The sequence below is a fragment of the Streptomyces sp. NPDC015131 genome (assembly GCF_043079975.1).
Classification (GTDB): Bacteria; Actinomycetota; Actinomycetes; order Streptomycetales; family Streptomycetaceae; genus Streptomyces.
In genome coordinates this window covers 115,042-132,386 of sequence record NZ_JBIBVB010000008.1, presented here as the reverse complement: position 1 = coordinate 132,386, position 17,345 = coordinate 115,042, and the positions used below count along the sequence as shown (strand labels likewise).

The 17,345-nt window shown below is 72.2% G+C and carries 16 protein-coding genes and 2 pseudogenes; 12 read left to right on the top strand and 6 right to left on the bottom strand.

Annotation, left to right across the window (positions count from 1 at the left end; all coding sequences use genetic code 11):
* Nucleotides 1-2 precede the first annotated feature (2 nt).
* The 4 genes from ACF08D_RS28455 (at nucleotide 3) to ACF08D_RS28440 (ending at nucleotide 4,565) form a co-directional block, all read left to right on the top strand.
* Nucleotides 3-863, top strand: a complete 861-nt coding sequence (locus tag ACF08D_RS28455) for an MHYT domain-containing protein (protein WP_392226598.1) — start codon at nucleotides 3-5, stop codon at nucleotides 861-863.
* A 66-nt stretch (nucleotides 864-929) separates the two neighbouring features.
* Complete coding sequence (locus ACF08D_RS28450; protein ID WP_392226596.1) at nucleotides 930-3,650, top strand: nitrate- and nitrite sensing domain-containing protein; 2,721 nt, start codon at nucleotides 930-932, stop codon at nucleotides 3,648-3,650.
* A complete protein-coding gene (locus tag ACF08D_RS28445) occupies nucleotides 3,647-4,084 on the top strand; it encodes a roadblock/LC7 domain-containing protein (protein ID WP_392226595.1) in 438 nt (145 codons plus the stop codon). Before ACF08D_RS28450 ends, ACF08D_RS28445 begins: the two co-directional genes overlap by 4 nt.
* A gap of 13 nt (nucleotides 4,085-4,097) precedes the next feature.
* Nucleotides 4,098-4,565, top strand: a complete 468-nt coding sequence (locus tag ACF08D_RS28440; RefSeq protein ID WP_392226594.1) for a DUF742 domain-containing protein — start codon at nucleotides 4,098-4,100, stop codon at nucleotides 4,563-4,565.
* A gap of 58 nt (nucleotides 4,566-4,623) precedes the next feature.
* Here the strand turns inward: ACF08D_RS28440 and ACF08D_RS28435 are convergent, their stop codons facing one another.
* Entirely contained in the window at nucleotides 4,624-5,277 is a 654-nt protein-coding gene (locus ACF08D_RS28435) for a dienelactone hydrolase family protein (protein ID WP_392226592.1), read from the bottom strand.
* Between the two features lie 312 nt (nucleotides 5,278-5,589).
* Between ACF08D_RS28435 and ACF08D_RS28430 the strand changes: the two genes are divergently transcribed.
* Nucleotides 5,590-6,180, top strand: coding sequence for an ATP/GTP-binding protein (locus ACF08D_RS28430; protein ID WP_392226590.1), 591 nt, complete (start codon nucleotides 5,590-5,592; stop codon nucleotides 6,178-6,180).
* Nucleotides 6,181-6,208: 28 nt separating this feature from the next.
* On the opposite strand, the gene ACF08D_RS28425 is transcribed toward ACF08D_RS28430, so the two are convergent.
* The gene (locus tag ACF08D_RS28425; RefSeq protein ID WP_392226588.1) at nucleotides 6,209-6,775 is read right to left on the bottom strand and encodes a hypothetical protein; all 567 of its coding nucleotides are present in this window, start codon (nucleotides 6,773-6,775) and stop codon (nucleotides 6,209-6,211) included.
* A gap of 147 nt (nucleotides 6,776-6,922) precedes the next feature.
* Here ACF08D_RS28425 and ACF08D_RS28420 point away from each other — a divergent pair, with 147 nt between their 5' ends.
* Together ACF08D_RS28420 and ACF08D_RS28415 are read left to right on the top strand one after the other, a co-directional pair.
* Nucleotides 6,923-7,339: a roadblock/LC7 domain-containing protein gene (locus ACF08D_RS28420; protein WP_392226586.1), complete on the top strand. Its 417-nt coding sequence runs from the start codon at nucleotides 6,923-6,925 to the stop codon at nucleotides 7,337-7,339.
* 149 nt (nucleotides 7,340-7,488) lie between these two features.
* Nucleotides 7,489-8,373, top strand: a complete 885-nt coding sequence (locus ACF08D_RS28415) for a DUF6397 family protein (RefSeq protein WP_392226584.1) — start codon at nucleotides 7,489-7,491, stop codon at nucleotides 8,371-8,373.
* 30 nt (nucleotides 8,374-8,403) lie between these two features.
* Here the strand turns inward: ACF08D_RS28415 and ACF08D_RS28410 are convergent, their stop codons facing one another.
* Nucleotides 8,404-9,450, bottom strand: a complete 1,047-nt coding sequence (locus ACF08D_RS28410; RefSeq protein ID WP_392226582.1) for a phosphatidylinositol-specific phospholipase C domain-containing protein — start codon at nucleotides 9,448-9,450, stop codon at nucleotides 8,404-8,406.
* 340 nt (nucleotides 9,451-9,790) lie between these two features.
* Here ACF08D_RS28410 and ACF08D_RS28405 point away from each other — a divergent pair.
* Nucleotides 9,791-11,167: pseudogene (locus ACF08D_RS28405) on the top strand (S41 family peptidase).
* A gap of 271 nt (nucleotides 11,168-11,438) precedes the next feature.
* Nucleotides 11,439-13,010 (top strand): ATP-dependent DNA ligase, encoded by a 1,572-nt coding sequence (locus tag ACF08D_RS28400; RefSeq protein WP_392226580.1) that lies wholly within the window; start codon nucleotides 11,439-11,441, stop codon nucleotides 13,008-13,010.
* Nucleotides 13,011-13,062: 52 nt separating this feature from the next.
* On the opposite strand, the pseudogene ACF08D_RS28395 reads toward ACF08D_RS28400, so the two are convergent.
* Nucleotides 13,063-13,539 (bottom strand): annotated as a pseudogene (locus ACF08D_RS28395) (DUF6328 family protein); the annotation flags it as partial.
* Nucleotides 13,540-13,845: 306 nt separating this feature from the next.
* On the opposite strand from ACF08D_RS28395, the gene ACF08D_RS28390 reads away from it, so the two are divergent.
* From ACF08D_RS28390 to ACF08D_RS28380, 3 genes are all read left to right on the top strand, one after another.
* A complete protein-coding gene (locus ACF08D_RS28390; RefSeq protein ID WP_392226579.1) occupies nucleotides 13,846-14,082 on the top strand; it encodes a DUF6766 family protein in 237 nt (78 codons plus the stop codon).
* A gap of 97 nt (nucleotides 14,083-14,179) precedes the next feature.
* The gene (locus ACF08D_RS28385; RefSeq protein ID WP_392226577.1) at nucleotides 14,180-14,836 is read left to right on the top strand and encodes an HAD family hydrolase; all 657 of its coding nucleotides are present in this window, start codon (nucleotides 14,180-14,182) and stop codon (nucleotides 14,834-14,836) included.
* A gap of 148 nt (nucleotides 14,837-14,984) precedes the next feature.
* Nucleotides 14,985-15,380: a hypothetical protein gene (locus ACF08D_RS28380; RefSeq protein ID WP_392226576.1), complete on the top strand. Its 396-nt coding sequence runs from the start codon at nucleotides 14,985-14,987 to the stop codon at nucleotides 15,378-15,380.
* 131 nt (nucleotides 15,381-15,511) lie between these two features.
* Here ACF08D_RS28380 and ACF08D_RS28375 read toward each other — a convergent pair whose 3' ends face one another.
* Both ACF08D_RS28375 and ACF08D_RS28370 read right to left on the bottom strand, forming a co-directional pair.
* Nucleotides 15,512-16,093, bottom strand: coding sequence for an isochorismatase family cysteine hydrolase (locus tag ACF08D_RS28375; RefSeq protein WP_392226574.1), 582 nt, complete (start codon nucleotides 16,091-16,093; stop codon nucleotides 15,512-15,514).
* Nucleotides 16,094-16,116: 23 nt separating this feature from the next.
* Nucleotides 16,117-17,088 (bottom strand): LLM class F420-dependent oxidoreductase, encoded by a 972-nt coding sequence (locus tag ACF08D_RS28370; protein WP_392226573.1) that lies wholly within the window; start codon nucleotides 17,086-17,088, stop codon nucleotides 16,117-16,119.
* Between the last annotated feature and the right edge of the window lie 257 nt (nucleotides 17,089-17,345).

Below are 17,345 nucleotides of genomic sequence, written 5' to 3'. Positions count from 1 at the left end.
CCATGGGACACCTGGACCACGCCACCTTCGGCTGGCTGACCCCCGTGCTGTCGTACACGATGGCCTGCATCGGAGCCGCCCTCGGCCTGCGCTGCACCGTGCGCGCGCTCGAAACGACCGGAGCCTCCCGCCGGAACTGGCTGCTCACCGCCGCGTCCGCCATCGGCACCGGCATCTGGACGATGCACTTCGTCGCCATGCTCGGCTTCGGGGTAACCGGTACCGACATCCACTACGACGTCCCCCTCACCGTGCTGAGCCTGCTCGTCGCCATGCTCGTCGTCGGCGGAGGGGTGTTCGCCGTCGGGTACGCCCGCGACAAGCTGCGGGGGCTCCTGCTCGGCGGGCTGACCACGGGCCTCGGGGTGGCCAGCATGCACTACCTGGGCATGGCGGCCCTGCGGCTGAACGGCACGGTGACGTACGATCCGCCGCTCGTCGCCCTCTCCGTCGTGATCGCCGTGGTCGCCGCCACCGCCGCACTGTGGGCAGCCCTCCACATCACGTCCCCCGTGGCGGTCACCATCGCGTCACTCGTGATGGGGGCCGCCGTCAGCAGCATGCACTACACGGGCATGAGCGCCGTCCGCGTCGACGTGTCACCGTCCGCGAACGAGTTGCCGGGAGCGACGGCGATGCAGTTCATCTTTCCGCTCGCGGTCGGACTCGGCTCGTACCTCTTCCTCACCGCCGCCTTCGTCGCCCTCTCACCGACCGCCCGCGAGCGCGCGGAGTACGCCTCGGCGGAGCGGCCGGCCGACCCGCCCGCGCCGCCGCGCGAACCGGGCCCGACACACACCGCCACCTCTGCCTCGTCCCCCACACTGCCCACCGACCCGCGCGTTCCCACCGCCCGGTCATAGCCCCGCCGCCCCACGGCCGGCCGGCAGACCCGCACGGACCCGCACGCATCCCCGAACGAGGACGCCATGCCCACTCCGCCTACCGCCCCAGGCCCCGGCGCCCGTCCGGGACGGCGCGCACACGCCGCCGCAGCCGTCACCACCTCGCGGCCACAGCCGCCACCACCGCCGGCGCCGTCACCGCCCCCGGCGTCCGCGCCACGCCGTACCGCCCGCCGCCGGGGTCTGCGGCGGCCCCGTACCGTACGCGCCAGAATCATCGCCCTTCTGATGGTCCCCGTCGTGTCCCTCCTCGCCCTGTGGGGGTTCGCCACCGTCACCACGGCACAGGACGTGGCCCGCCTGCGCGAACTGCGCCGCGTGGACGAACTCATACGCGAACCTGTCGCCACCGCCATCACCTCCCTCCAGGCCGAACGCCGCGCCGCCGTACGCCAGGTCGCCGCGGCAGGCGCAGCGCCCTCCGCCCCGGCCTCCGCCCCCGCCTCGGTGTCCGCCGACGAACTCCGGCAGCAGGCGCGCCGTACGGACGCCGCCGTCGCGGAACTCCTCCTCGGGAAAGGGCACACCGTGGCCGACGGCGGCGGCCTGCCGGCCGACGTCTCCGACCGCATCCGCCGCTTCACCGACCGCGCCCAGCGGCTGCCCGCCCTGCGCGCGGCCGTCCTCGCCGGCGACGCGCCCTGGGACAGCGTCTACGCGACCTACACCGACACCATCGCGACCGGCCTGGAGGTGAGCGGCGCGCTGACCACCGCCGGAGACTCCGGCGACAGGCCCCACGCGCGCGTGCTCCTCGAACTGTCCCACGCCGGTGAGATGCTCGCCCGTGAGGACGCCCTGCTGACCTCCGCCCACCTCACGGGCAGCCTCCCGGCCCCGAGACTGCGGCAGTTCACCGGAGCCGTGGAGGCCCGGCGGATCCTGCTCCGCACGGCCGCCTCCGACCTCCCCGGCACCAGCCCGGCGGGCGCCGGGAGCGACCCCTGGACGACGCTCTCCACCCAGGAGCCGTACCGCAAGGTCACCGCGGCCGAGGACAAGGTCGCCGCCGCACCCGCCGGGCGCCGCGCGGCCACCGCCGTACCCGCCGCGGCCTGGGACCCGCACCACGCCGCCGTACGAGACGCCCTCGCCGACCTCGAAGCAACGGCCCGCGATGGGGCGGACGACGGCGCGGACCCGCTGACGAGCGGTGTCCTGACCCCCGCCGGCGCAGCCGTCCTCCTCGGCCTCGCCGCCGTCGCCGCCTCCCTCGTCATCTCCGTACGAACCGGCCGCGCCCTCGTCGTCGAACTGGTCGCCCTCCGCAACAGCGCCCTCGAAATCGCCCGGCACCGGCTCCCGCACGCCATGCGGCGGCTGCGGGCGGGCGAGGAACTGGACGTCCACGCCGAAGCCCCGCAGGGACCACCCGCCCACGACGAGATCGGGCACGTCGCCGAAGCCCTCGGCACCGTGCACCGCGCCGCGCTCAGCGCCGCCGCCGAGCGCGCCGAACTCAGCCGGGGCATCTCCGGCGTGTTCGTCAACCTCGCCCGCCGCAGCCAAGTCCTGGTCCACCGGCAGCTGCACCTGCTCGACAGCATGGAGCGCCGCGTGGACGACCCGGCTGAACTGGACGACCTCTTCCGGCTGGACCACCTCACCACCCGGATGCGCCGGCACGCCGAGAGCCTCATCATCCTGTCCGGACAGGCCCCCGGCCGGGCCTGGCGGACAGCGGTACCGCTGACCAGTGTCGTCAGGGCCGCGGTGTCCGAGATCGAGGACTACGCGCGCGTGGAGGTGCGCCACCTCCCGGAGGCCGCCGTGGTGGGCACCGCCGTCGCGGACCTCACCCACCTCCTCGCCGAACTGGTCGAGAACGCCGCCCAGTTCTCCCCGCCCCACACCAAGGTCCGTGTCACCGGCGAACCGGTCGGCAACGGCTACGCCCTGGAGATCGAGGACCGCGGCCTGGGCATGGGCAAGGACGCCCTGGAACGGGCCAACCGCCGCATCGAGCACTCCGAGGCCCTGGACCTCTTCGACAGTGACCGTCTGGGCCTGTTCGTGGTCCGCCGGCTTTCCGCGCGCCACGAGATCAGGGTCCACCTGCGCACCTCGCCCTACGGAGGTACGACGGCGGTCGTCCTGCTGCCCACCGCACTGCTCCAGAGCGCCCATCCGGCCGCTCCCCGCGGGAACACGGTGCCACCCGCCCCCGGAGCGCGGCCCGCCCCCGGCCGAGCCGCCTCCACCCCACCGAGCGGGCACCCCGCGAACGCCCCGGCGAACCGTCCCGTACGCCCCTCGCTGCACACCCCAACGACCCGCACATCCCCACCCGCGCCCCGACCAACCCCCACCTCCCCACCAACCCCCGCATCCGCCCCACCGACGGCAGCCCGACCCAGCCGTACCCCTGAACCCCCTCCCACCGCCGTCCGCAACCTGCACCCGCGACCCGCTTCCCCGCCACCCCCATCCGCCCCCGACCCTCTCGGCAGCGGCACCGCTCCGGCGGGCCTGCCCCGCCGGATGCGCCAGACCCACCTAGCACCGCAGCTGCGCGAGGCCCCCGCCGGCCACCCGCGGTCCGCATCGCCCTCCCTCGCACCGCACGGCGCCGACGACGACCCCGAGCCCGGGTCGGCGAAGGCCCCGGGGCGTACGCCGGAGCAGGTGAGGGCCCGTATGACCGCCTACCGCGACGGCTGGACCAGAGGCACCCGCGGACCCGCCCCCGCTCCCACCGCCGAGCCGCGCCCCCGCCCCCGTACCCGTGAAGGAGACCACCGATGATCGAGCACGAGCGGATCGCCCCCCAACGCCCCTCGGGCGAACTGGACTGGCTGCTGGACGACCTCGCCGCGCGCGTGCCGGACGTCCGCCACGCTGTCGTCCTCTCCAACGACGGCCTGGCCGTGGGCTCCTCCAGCGCGCTCACCCGGGACGACGCCGAACACCTCGCCGCCGTCGCGTCCGGGTTCAACAGCCTGGCCAAGGGCGCCGGACGGCACTTCCACGCCGGTGGCGTGCGGCAGACGATGGTGGAGATGGACCACGCGTTCCTGTTCGTGGTCGCGGCCGGGGACGGCTCCTGCCTGGCCGTACTGAGCACGGCCACCGCCGACATGGGCCTCATCGCCTACGAGATGGCCCGCCTCGTCAAGCGCGTCGGCGAGCATCTGCGCACTCCGGCCCGCGTCGCCGCCACCCCGCCCGGCCTCGGCTGACCGGGCGCCCACCATGGCCGAGGACAGCGACGCCGAAACCGACACTGCCACTGGCACCGACACTGGCCCTGGCACGGACGCCGACACGGGGCCGTACGCGGGCGTCCCTCACTGGTACGACGCCGACGCCGGCCCTCTGGTCCGCCCGTACGCCATGACGGGCGGGAGGACGAAGCCCGGCCCCAGCAACGTACGGTTCGACCTGATCGCGCTGGTGGTCGTGGACGACCGTCCGTCCGGCACCGCCGACGAGACCCTTCTGGGACCCGAGCACCGGGCCCTGCTGTCCCTGTGCCGGGCCGAGACGCAGTCCGTGGCCGAGCTGGCCGCCGACGCCGATCTGCCGGTCGGCGTCGTACGCGTCCTGCTCGGCGACCTCCTTGAGGCCGGGCACGTGCGCGTGAGCCGTCCCGTGCCTCCGGCGCGGCTGCCGGACGAGGGGATCCTGCGCGAGGTGATCGATGGTCTGCGCGCGCTCTGAGGCCCCCGTCCCGGCCGGCCCGGCCGCCCCGGCCGTTCAGGCCGTCACGATCGGGCCCTCACGGCGGCGTCATGCGAAGGAACCAGTTCCGCGCCGCACGGGCGGCCTGCTCCAGGGTGCCCGGCTCCTCGAAGAGGTGCGTCGCGCCGGGGACGACGTGCAGGGTGCAGGGCGCGCTCAGCCGCCGGGCGGCATCCTCGTTCAGCCGCAGCACCTCCCGGTCGTGACCGCCCACCACGAGAAGGACGGGGGCGCGTACGCCGCCGAGCGCGGCGCCCGCGAGGTCGGGCCGGCCCCCGCGCGAGACCACGGCTCCGACCCGTTCCGGCCGCTCCGAGGCCGCCACCAGTGCCGCGGCGGCGCCCGTACTGGCGCCGAACAGTCCCACCGGCAGAGCACCGGTGTCCGGCCGGCCGGCGAGCCAGTCCACCGCGGCCGTCATGCGCCTCCCCAGCAGGGGGATGTCGAACCGCAGCTCGGCCGTAGCCGTGTCCACCCGCTCCTCGGCCTCGGTGAGCAGGTCCATCAGCAGCGTGCCGAGCCCGGCCTCCTGGAGGACCCGGGCCACGGCGCGATTGCGGGGACTGTGCCGGGAGCTGCCGCTGCCGTGGGCGAAGGCCACGACACCCGGGGCGTCCGGCGGGCGGACGAGATCACCGGCGAGCGCCACCTCACCGGCGGGGACGGAGACCGCCTCCGGCCGTACGCTCATGGCCGCCACCTCCGGGTCGAGCGCCATACCCCCCGAACACGGCGACGCCGTACGACGGGCGTGCCGGTCGCCGAGTACCCCGCCCGCGCCCCGCGAGACCCCGTAAGGACGTCCCTCTCGGTGCGTCGAATCGCGCACCCAAGTGGACACACCGGTGGGCCGGGCCGCATACATCGCTCAAAAGCGATCAAACGGCCCGACCCGGCCGAGCCCGTTGCCATACTGCTGGCCTCACCCAGAACGTCTGTACTGGTCCGGGGACCGGTGCCGGCCTCCCTGCCGACCCGAGCCCACTCCTGAGAGGAGTGATCGATGGCCTCCGAGCGGTCCGACACCACCGCCCTCGCCCTCAAGATCCTTGTCGCCGGCGGATTCGGCGTCGGCAAGACGACCCTCGTCGGCGCGGTCAGTGAGATACGCCCGCTGCGCACCGAGGAGCAGCTCAGCCAGGTCGGACGGCTGGTGGACGACACCGGGGGAGTGGACCAGAAGACCACCACAACGGTCGCCATGGACTTCGGTCGCATCACCATCCGGTCGGGACTCTCGCTGTACCTCTTCGGCACACCGGGACAGGACCGGTTCTGGTTTCTCTGGGACGAGCTCTCCCAGGGTGCTCTCGGAGCGGTCGTCCTCGCCGACACCCGCCGCCTGGAGGCCTGCTTCCCGGCGGTCGACTATTTCGAGCACCGCCACATCCCGTTCGTCGTGGCGGTCAACTGCTTCCCCGGAACCCGGGCCTACGGCGCCCACGACGTGTCGCGCGCCCTCGACCTCGACCGCGGCACGCCGGTCGTCCTGTGCGACGCCCGCGACCGGGACTCCGGCAAGGAAGTCCTCATCCGGCTCGTCGAGTACGCCGGCCGTGTGCACACCGCCCGAATGCTCGACTCGGTCTCCTAGGGTCCAGGGCGCTGTCCTGTCCCGCAGCCTAGGACAGCGTCCGACCGCCGAGGCCAGTCCGCTCGACGCCGCGAGGCGAGAAGGTGATCGGCCCTATCCAGCCCACGCGGACGAGGGCGATCTGAGAGGGCAGCGGTGACACCGGGTCGAGCGCTCTCCCGCGTGCCCAGTTCTCAAACAGCCCCTCGGTCGTCTCGACCGCGGACACCACCATGGTCACCTTCACATCCCCGTCGCTCCAGGTGTTCCACAGTGCCCAGCCCTCCGGTCTGGGCTCGACACCAAGCCGCGCACACACGTCCTCGTACGTCTCCACCACCCCGGCCGGCAGAGCCCCGGGCTTCACCACCGAGGCTCCGACGAGCCGGATCAGGGGCCGGTCCTCGTCCAGGCAGCCGTCACCATCGAAGTGGTAGTACCGCAGCGTCCGAGCGAGGGCATGCACGCTGCGCTGGAGTGGTGTTGCCTCGTCCGGGTCGCCGTGGAAGGAGAGCCACCCTTCGTTGGATGCCTGCACTGTGACGCGATGGGCGAGGCGCTCGATCTCCCGGAGGTAGTCCAGGTCGCTCAGTTCGGGAGAGGTCATGGCCGTCATGGCCGGAAGTCTCGCACCACGCCGCCGACGCGCACAGGGAATATCGGTGCCCCCCGTTCCGCGTCCTCACGAGTGCTTGCCCTGCTCACGTCAGTACGCAAGGCTTACGAGTCGGCGGGGGACCGTGAGGAAGGGGGAGGACCGGACATGGCTCTGGACAAGGGACTCGACTGGCTCCTGGACGACCTGACGAAGAGGGTCGAGCACATCCGCCACGCGCTGGTGCTGTCCAACGACGGCCTGGTCACGGGTGCGAGCACCGGGCTGCCGCGTGAGGACGCGGAGCATCTCGCCGCCGTCTCGTCGGGGCTGCACAGTCTCGCGCGCGGCGCCGGGCGCCACTTCGCCGCCGGCCGGGCACGCCAGACGATGGTGGAGTTCGACGACGCGCTGCTGTTCGTCACGGCCGCGGGGGAGGGCAGTTGCCTGTGCGTCCTCAGTGATGCGGAGGCCGACATCGGTCAGGTCGCGTACGAGATGACGCTCCTCGTCAACCGGGTCGGTGAGCACCTCGCCGTCGCCGCGCGGCAGCCCCGCGACGAGCCGGACCCGAAAAGCCACTGACCCCTCGCACTCGCCTTTGCGCACCGCGCTGACCAGCGGTGATGCTGGGGCGGCCCAGGTTATCCACAGGCCGACCTCGGGCGGCGCCGATCGCGCTACCTTCGTGACGCAACGTAATCGGAAGTCACGATCTCACGGGGGTGGCCGGTATGTCGGTCAAGCAGGCGGACAACGCCGAGCGGAACGTCCAGCACGTCGCGTACGGACGTGCCGCCCAGCAACTGGAGCTGCGCAGAAGCGAGTTCGATCTCGCCGTGCAGCTCGGGCACATCCGGACCGTGCCCGGCCCCGACGGCGGCCGGCGCAGAGTGAGCGCGGAGGAGATCGAACGGCTGCGCGCCGCGCCGGACTTCCCGGCCGGGCTGCGCCGCCGCGTCCATACGGTGGGGACGACCAGTGCCGCCGAACTGGCCAACATCACTGCCGACCGCTTCACCAAGCTCGCTCGCACCGGACACCTCAGCCCGGTCACGTTCTACCTCAACCGCTACCGGGCGGTCGTCTGGCTCTATGTGGCGGGCGAGGTCGAGGAGTTCGCCCACCGGCACCCCGACCTGCTCACGGGCCGGCTGCCCGCCGCCGTCCGCACCAGGCTGGAGGCGGGAGCGGACGCCCGGCCACGCAACTGGCGGGCACGCCGGCTCGGTCTCCTGCTGCGCCAGGCGCAGGACCCCTGGGAGTCCGCGGCGGCCATCGCCTCGCTCCTGCCGAGCCCCAGCCTCGCCGAGGTGGTCAGCGACCCCCACGAGCGGGCCCACCTGGCCGCGCTCCGACCCCGCGCCACACATCCGCGGCCGGAGTCCCTCGCCTCCCGGGACATCGTGGACCAGCTCCTCGTCGCGGACGACCCCGATGAACTCCTCTGGTACCGCACGAGCCTCGCACTCGCTCTCGACGAGGCCCGGGCGCTGCGCCCCGCGCCCCGGGCGGCGGACACCTTCCACCGCCCGCCGCCCCTTGCCCGCGGCCGCGCCCGGCATCGTCTGCTCACCCGGCTCCGGCTGGGCCGGCGGAGGGCGGTGCGCGCCGGGTAGAGCCGCGCCGCACCGCCTCCGCCGGACGGCTCAGGCGCCGCCCCGGGGCAGGACGGTCGCCAGCACGGCCGGCAGCGGATACCAGTCGGCCGACACGATGCTGGCGTGCCGCCCGGCCAGCAGGGCGACCCGGTCGCGGGCCTGCGCCTCGGTGGGATGGGTGCCGTCGATGGCGGGCGCGACACCGGCCGCGCCCGTCATCACCACCAGGTAGTTCCGGCTGTCGTACCACCCGGTGTCGATGGAGCCGCCCGCGTAGGCGCCGGCGTCACCGTCGAAGACCACGAACCAGGGGCGTATACCGGTGTCCGCGTACCGGGTGCGGGGATCGCCGGCGTTGGCGCGGTGCACGGCGGGGAAGGCGCTCGCCTCGTGGAGCCGGCCCGCCGCGGCCAGGTTCCGCAGGTGGGTGGCGTACTCGCGGTCCGTCCACAGTGTGTCCAGCGGGTTGTCCTGTTCGACGGTGCCGGGGATGAGTTCGACCACGAACTTCCCGGCCATCGCCGACCGCGCGGGCCAGCCGTCGGTCCGCACGGCGGTGTCGAGGTCCGGATGCCCGCCCTTCAGATCCGCCGGCCGGAACAGGGCGTCACCCAGCCGGCTCGTCAGCAGCGCGTCGAGCGCCGCCGGGCCCCGGCCGTTCTTCGCCTGGAAACCGTCCTTCAATTCGAGCTTCAGCATGATGGGCCGGTGACCCGGATGGGCGTCGTGCCACGCCTTGATGTCGGCGAGACAACCACCCAGGTCCTGGTTTCTCGACTTGGCCCGCAGCTCGCCCGCATGGGCGGCGTTCACGCAATTGTTGTTGTTGCCCAGCGGGTTGTTGTGGGACACACGCCACGACTTTCCGAAGACGTTCGTCCACACGTCGATCTCCAGCATGCCCGCACCGGAGTCGAGCGCGTCCGCGAAATAGGGGTACGTGGATTTCTCGTACGCGTTGTGGACACCCACGCCCGTGGAGTCCGAGTACGCGAGCTGCCCGGGATCGGCCGGCGCGCCGGCGGCCGTTCCGGCACTCGCCGGCGCGGCTCCGAGCGAGAGCGCCCCGGCCAACACGGCGGACACTGCTGTCATGGCGGTACGCGACACCTTCACGGTGAGCCCCTGCTTCCTGTCGTCGCCCAACAAGCCGACCGCAGAGTAGGGGAGTTGAGTGACCAGCGGGAGACTTGACGACGGCATGGACGCGAACGACCGGATGGGCCGGCACCCCCATGACGGCCTCGAGGTCCCGCCGGTACGGCCGGCCTCCTCGGGAGTCACCACAGGTCCAAGCGAGAGTCCCGGCACCATGCCTCGTAGCCGGGGGGCTAGCCCCACCCATGATCAACCGGGCAGCCGGATGGTGGGGCGGACGCCGTGTCGGCGACAGTGGGGCTGTCCCAAGCAAGTCGCCCAAGGAGAAGGCAAGATCGTGCGTATCCTCACGGCCACCGCCATGGTGCTGGCTCTCGTCGGCTCAGCCGCGCCCACCGCCAGCGCCCAGCAGCCGGTCACCGACGGGTTCTGGCGCATGGACGGCTACGGCACAGTGGTATCCATCCGGAACGAAACTCTCCAGGAGTACCAGACCACGGCCCTCAGCTGCATCAAGGGCGACTCCGCGCAGCGGACCGGTCCCGGCACCTACGCCACGCCCGACCGAACCGTCCTGACCGTACGAGCCCGACACGACCGCGACCACGCGTTCCTGAGCGCCGACGGCTCCGTCGGCAGCCGGAACCTCCGGCGCATCGAGGCACTGCCCAGCGCCTGTGCGCGCCCGCCCGCCGAGGATCCCATCACGACCTTCGACGTCTTCTGGTAGACCTTCGAGGAGAACTACCCGTTCTTCGCGGCGAAGGGCATCGACTGGCACAAGGTCCGCAGCCAGTATCGCCCCAAGGTGCACACGGGAACGACGCGCGATGAGCTCTACGCGCTCTTCAGCGACATGGTCAAGCCGCTCCAGGACGCCCATGTCGCGGTCCAGGACGGTGAGCGCCGCTTCGTCCAAGTCCGCCCCGGCACCGTCGTACTTAACAGAGATCTGGACACCAAGGTCAAGAAGTTCATCGTGGAGCGGGACCTCAAGGACGCCCGCAACCTCCGGGACTTCGCTCACGGCCGCATCACCTACGCCGACCTGCCTCACGGGCGGGGCTACTTGCGGATATCCGGGTTCGGCGGATACGCGGGCGAGGACACCTCCTACGCCGCCCAGCTGGCCGAGCTCGACAGAGCACTCGACGCGGTTCTCGGCCAGGATCGCGCCCGGCGCCCGCAGAGCCTCATCCTCGACCTGCGCATCAATGGCGGCGGCTCCGACGCCCTGGGCATCCACATCGCTGAGCGCCTTACCGACACCCCCTACCTCGCCTACTACAAGCGGGCTCGGAACCACCCCTCCGACCCCACCCGACACACACGCCCCCAGCCCGTGTTCGTCACGCCCGCCCAGGGCCCCCGTCACACCGGGCCGGTCGCCGTGCTGACCGGCGGCTCGACCTTCAGCGCCGGGGAGACCTTCACCCAGGCCCTCATGGGCCGGCCCGGCAAGACGGTCCGGATCGGGCAGCCCACACAGGGCGTCTTCTCCGACGTCATGTCGCGCAAGCTCCCCAACGGCATGTTCGCCCGGCTGCCGAACGAGGAGTTTCTGACCGGCTCCGGTCGGACCTTCGACGGCACCGGCATCCCGCCGCATCTCACCGAGCCGGTTTTCACCGAGGAAGAGTTCGACAAGGAGAAGGACTCCGCCTTCGACAGGGCGGTGCATGTCTTGCGCACGTACGGCGGCGCCACGAGCTGACACGGGGAACGGAGGGGCTGGGGCTCCGCCCGCCACCCGTTCTGCCCGGCACGGTCGACGTCGAGGCGGTGGCAGTGGCCTGTGAGGGGGACTCCCGTGGGACGCCGCCGCCCGCGTGTGTTCCTGAACCGACGCCCCTGGGGCCTGCTGCCCCCACTCCACTGACTCATCACGGGCGCCAGGGCGGCCGCCGGCGGCCGATTGCGCGCGCCGGGTGATGGAACCGGTGCCTCCGGGTGCGGTCGCCGCCTGGGACGTGCACCATGGCCGCATGCTGCTGGCCCGACTCGCGGAGGTCTCCGAAGAGGTCGCCGCCACCTCCGCCCGTTCCCGCAAGATCGCCGCGCTGGCGGACCTGTTCGCCGCCGCCTCGCCCGAAGAGACCCCCCTGGTCATCGCCTACCTGGCGGGACGGCTGCCGCAGGGGAGAATCGGCATCGGCTGGAGCACGCTCAAGGAATCCGTGCCGCCCGCCGCCGAGGCCACCCTGACGGTCGCCGACGCCGACACGGCCCTGACCGCGCTCGCGGGGGTCTCCGGCGCCGGGTCGCAGGCCGAGCGGCAGCGGCGCGTGGCCGAGCTGATGGGCGCCGCCACCGAGACGGAGCAGCGCTTCCTGGTACGGCTCCTCACCGGCGAGGTCCGCCAAGGGGCGCTGGACGCCATCGCCCTGGAAGGTGTCGCCAAGGCGGCCGAGGCACCCGCGGCCGACGTCCGGCGGGCCGTGATGCTGGAAGGGTCCCTGCCCCGCGTCGCGCAGGCGCTGCTCGCCGAGGGGCCGGCGGCGCTGGAGCGGTTCCAGCTCAGGGTGGGCAGCCCGGTCCACCCGATGCTCGCCCACACCGCGAAGAGCGTGACCGAGGCCGTCGCCACGCTCGGTCCGTGCGTCGTGGAGGAGAAGCTCGACGGGATCCGCGTCCAGGTGCACCGCACCGGTGACGACGTCCGCCTCTACACCAGGTCGCTGGACGACATCACCGACCGGCTCCCGGAGATCTCGGCGGCGGCGCGCGCACTGCCGGGGGACGCCTTCGTCCTGGACGGTGAGGTGATCGCCCTCGACGCCTCGGGCCGGCCGCTGCCGTTCCAGGACATCGCCTCCCGCGTCGGCTCCCGTGTCGATGTGACGACGGCCGCCGCGGCCCTGCCCGTGTCGCCGGTCTTCTTCGACATCCTGGCCGCCGGCGGCGACGTCCTCGTGGACCTGCCCGGCCACGAACGGCACGAGGCCCTCGCACGGCTCGTACCGGAGCCGATGCGGGTCCGGCGCGCCGTGGTGGAGGACCCGGGCGATCCGGAGCAGACAACAGCGGCCGAAGCGTTCTTAGCCGACACGCTGCGGCGCGGCCATGAGGGCGTCATGGTCAAGGCGATCGACGCGCCCTACAGCGCGGGCCGCCGCGGCCGGTCGTGGCTGAAGGTCAAGCCCGTGCACACCCTGGACCTGGTCGTCCTCGCGGCCGAGTGGGGACACGGGCGCCGCACCGGACTGCTCTCCAACCTCCACCTGGGGGCCCGCGCCGCCGACGGGTCGTTCGTGATGCTGGGCAAGACCTTTAAGGGCCTGACCGACGTGATGCTCCGCTGGCAGACCGAGCGGCTGGGGGAGCTGTCCGTCGAGGACGACGGGTTCACCGTACGCGTCCGGCCGGAGCTGGTCGTGGAGATCGCCTACGACGGGCTCCAGCGGTCGCCGCGCTACCCGGCCGGGGTCGCCCTCCGATTCGCACGGGTGCTCCGCCACCGCCCGGACAAGGCGGCCCAGGAGGCCGACACCATCGATCACGTCCTGGGCGGCGGCGGAGTTCCGTACGGAAGCCGGCAGGAGGGCGGGCCCTCGTAGGAGGCCGGGCGGGCCCTCGTCGGGGCAAGAGCCAGAAGCCAAAGGCCGGGCGTCAGTCTTCCTGGGTGGTGTAGCGGACCCGGGCCCACAGCGGCAGCACGAACCAGCAGATGACGTACCAGGTCACGACGCCCGACACCAGCCACGGGACGAACCCGTCGTGCGTGGCGACGCGCAGCACCAGGAAGAGCGCCGACACCAGCGTCGCCAACAGGAGTACGAGACCGGTGAAGGTCAGCCGTGACGCCCACACCACCGCCTGGGACTTGATGCGGCGCCCCGAGACGATGCGATGGAACGACACCGGTCCGATCAGCGCCCCGGTCGCCGAGGCGCCCAGCGCCACCGTGACGATGTAGATGGTCTTGTCGGTACTCGACAGATCGGCGAACTTCGGTGTGAAGACCACGGTGAGCAGGAAACCGAAGAGGATCTGGACGCCCGTCTGGGCGACACGTATCTCCTGGATCAGCTCGGCCCAGCGCCGGTCCGCCCGCTCGTCCGGAGTCTCGTCGCGCCCCCGCGACCGAGCCTCACCGCTACGGGCAGCACCCTCGCCGGACGCCCCGTCACCGGCCGCCCGTGAGCCGGACTTCCCCGGACCGGAGGCCCCCGCTCCGGAAGTCGTAGTACCGGAGGTCTCCGCACCGGCTCCCCTCGCGCCCTCGGCCACACCGGCCCCGCGCTGGGGTCTCACCGTCTCCCGTTCGTCGTGCTGCGTCATGATGCTCCTCCCGCCGTCGTCCCGTACTGCCCTTCTAACCCCGAACGGCGGTGCCAAGCCCGGCGGGCGCGCAGCCGTCCCCGGCGTACGGCACCCGAAGGAACGTCACGGGTGTCGGGCGCGCACAGCGTGACCGGGGTGGGCGCGACGCGCATGCTCGTACGGCACTCCCCGATCGTCGTCCCGGTAACCGGCCGGCACCGCCCGGGCATCGGGAGCCGAAAGGACCGTCCAGCGCGGCTCGCCGTCGGCTCCATGGCGATCTCCGCCGTCTTCCTGCGTCGGCGCGGCTCCCCGGAGTCCGAACCGGTGGGCGCCGCCCACACCTCGACCGGAATCGAAGGGTGAGAGCGCGGTGGCGGGGGAGACGGGACAGACACCACACGGCACACATCACAGGTCGAGGAAGACAGACCGAGCTGTACGGATACGGAACGGAGAGCGCATGACACGCGCGGCGGTGTTCGACGTCGACGGCACCCTTGCCGACACCAATCACCTGCACGTCACGACCTGGTGGGAGGCGTTCCGGCAGGCCGGCCACGATGTGCCCATGCACGCCGTCCACCGGGCCGTCGGGCTCGGTTCGCACGACCTCATCGCACATCTGCTCGGTGAGGAGCGGGACGAGTCGGAGGACGACACGATCAGCGCCGCCCACAAGACCCTGTACGCGACCTACTTCGACCGGCTGCCCGCCTTCCGGGACGCCGGCCGGCTGCTGCGTACCCTCGCGGCCGACGGCTGGACGGTCGTCCTCGCCACCTCCGCCGGAGGGTCGGAGCTGTCCGCCCTGCGCCGGGCCATCGACGCGGACGACGCCATCACGGCCACCGCGAGCGCGGACGACGTCGAGGAGGGAAAGCCCGCTCCCGAGCCGGTGCGGCACGCACTGGAGCTGGCCGGCGCCGACGCCTCGCGGTCGGTGTTCGTCGGGGACACGGTCTGGGACATGAAGGCCGGCACCCGCGCCGGTGTCACCTGCGTGGGCCTGTTGTGCGGAGGCATCCCCGCCGCCGACCTGACGCGGGCGGGGGCGGCCGTCATCCACGACGACCCGGCCGACCTGCTGGCACACCTGGCCGACGGCCCGCTGAAGTAGCCGAGCCCGCAGCGTACGACGACTCCGCCGAGTCCGCAGCGTACGCCGGGCGGGAAGGGCGGCGGGGCATGACGATGATTGACGGGCCCGAGGCGAGGTAGTCGTGCCTGTACGCCCAGCCGGACCCCCTCACGAGGAGTGGAGCGACGTGGAGAGCAACGCAGCAACGAACCATCCCGCGCACTGCGACGTCACTGTGCAGCTCAGTGACTGCGGGCGCCAGGACGCACGAGCCGTCTTCGAGTCGCTCGAAGGCGTCTTCGCGGGCTGTGACGTCCCGGCGCCGGGACCGGAGCAGGCCCACGACCACGAGCCCACGGTGTGGATGGCGACGTTCGACAGTTCCTCGCGCACCGGCGGCCGGTCCGAGCCGCCCCACCTCAGCACCTCGGTGACGGCTCTGCTGACCGGCGACCACAACGCCGTGGCAGTGGTCGAGGAGGCGCTGGGCGGGCTGTTCGAGGTGCGGTCGTCGTCGTCCGTGTCGGGCGAGCACGAGAAGGAGGCGCGCCTGCTGCTCTCGTCGCGCCTCGTGACCCGCTGACCGGCCGTGACCTGCTGACCGGCCATCTCCGACCAGTTCCGAAGAGCCCCTTGAGTCCCCGCCCGGGACTCAAGGGGCTCTTCTGCGAACCTTCGGAGGATGAACCTTCGGAGGATGAACCTTCGGAGCACTCACGACCCGAAGTCGACGTCCTTCGTCCCGATCGTCCGCGCCCCCATGTTGCGGCGCATCATCTCCAGGGCGGCGTCCGCCAGCGTCTCGTCTATGTGCGCCACCGCGTCGGGCGGCACCGTCACGTCGATGTGCCGGATGTGGGCGTCGAGCGCCGAGTACAGCACGCACTGCTCGGTCACCTGCCCGCACAGCACCAGGTGGCGCACCCCGAGCTGCCGTACCAGATAGGCCAGCGGCGTCTCGTAGAAGATCGAGTGCCGCGCCTTGACGACGAACAGGGACGAGTCGTCCGGCCGGATGGGGTCCACCAGCTCGGCGTGCGGTCCGGCGAGGGCCGTCTCCAGGATCTCGCCGTGGTGCGACCGCCACTCGCCGAAGTTGTCGTTGACGTAGATCACGGGCACCCCGCGCTCCCGGGCGCGGGAGAGCAGGTCCACCAGGGACGGCAGGATCTCCCGCGCCGAGGGCAGCAGCAGCTCGGCGTCCTTGTGCTCGTACGTGTTGATCATGTCGATGACGACCAGGGCGGTGCCGTTCGTGTCGCCGTCCCGCTGTCGCCGCCGCTCAGCCGCGCTCATGTCCACCGCCCGGTCGCAGTCCTTCAGCCCAGCGCTTCGCGCAGCGCGGGCAGCAGCTTCTTGGCCGACCAGTCCAGATAGGCGGGCTGCGAATCACCGCCGATCTGTACGAGGGCGATCTCCGTGAACCCGGCGTCCGCGTACGGCTTCACCGCGGCGACGAAGTCGTCCGGGTCGTCCCCGCAGGGGATCGCCTCGGCGACGTCCTCCGGCGTGACGAATTGCGTCGCCGCGGCGAAGGAGTCGGGGTGCGGCAGCTCGGCGTTGACCTTCCACCCGTTGCCGAACCACCGGAACTGGTCGTGCGCCCTGCGTACGGCGGCGTCCTTGTCCGGGTCGTAGCAGACGGGCAGCTGCCCCACCCGGGGCTTGCCCTTGCCGCCGTGCCGGTCGAACGACTCCAGCAGATCGCTCTTGGGCTCCGTCGCGATCACGAGGTCGGCCAGCCGGCCCGCCAGCTCGCACGACTGCTCGCCGGAGACCGCGAGACCGATCGGCGGCGGCTCGTCGGGCAGGTCCCACAGCCGGGCTGACTCGACGTCGAAGTGGGTGCCGCGGTGGTTGACGTGACCGCCCTCGAAGAGCGCCCGGATGATGACGAGGGCCTCTTCGAGCATCTCGTGCCGTACGTCGGCGGCCGGCCACCCCCCGCCCACGATGTGCTCATTCAGGTTCTCGCCGGACCCCAGGCCGAGCCGGAAGCGGCCTTCGGACAGGAGCTGGAGCGTCGCGGCCTTCTGCGCGACGACGGCCGGGTGGTAGCGGAAGGTCGGGCACGTCACATACGTCATCAGCGGGATGCGTGAGGTCGCCTGGGCGGCCGCCCCCAGCACCGTCCAGGCGTGGGGGGAGTGGCCCTGCGAGCGCAGCCAGGGGAAGTAGTGGTCGGACGTCACCGAGAAGTCGAAGCCGGCTTCCTCGGCCTGGACGACGTGGTCCACCAGGGCTCGGGGCCCTGCCTGCTCGGTCATCATCGTGTATCCGATTTGCACCATAAACCCGCGAATTCCCCGGACGCCTCGTCGAAAACATGAAGGACGGCCTGCTCCGGCACCCCGGTATTCATAGTGTGTATACACCGTGTGTAGAGTGCGGGCCACTGGATCCGAGCGCCGCCGAGCACGCCGCGGCGCTCTCGGCAGCCCAGTGACCCAGCAGTCCGCACAGAAGAGAGCCCCCCATGCTGTTCGCCCGCACCCGTACGACGCCCGCCGGGCCCGGATGGAGGAGGGCCCCGGCGCGCCGCCGGGCC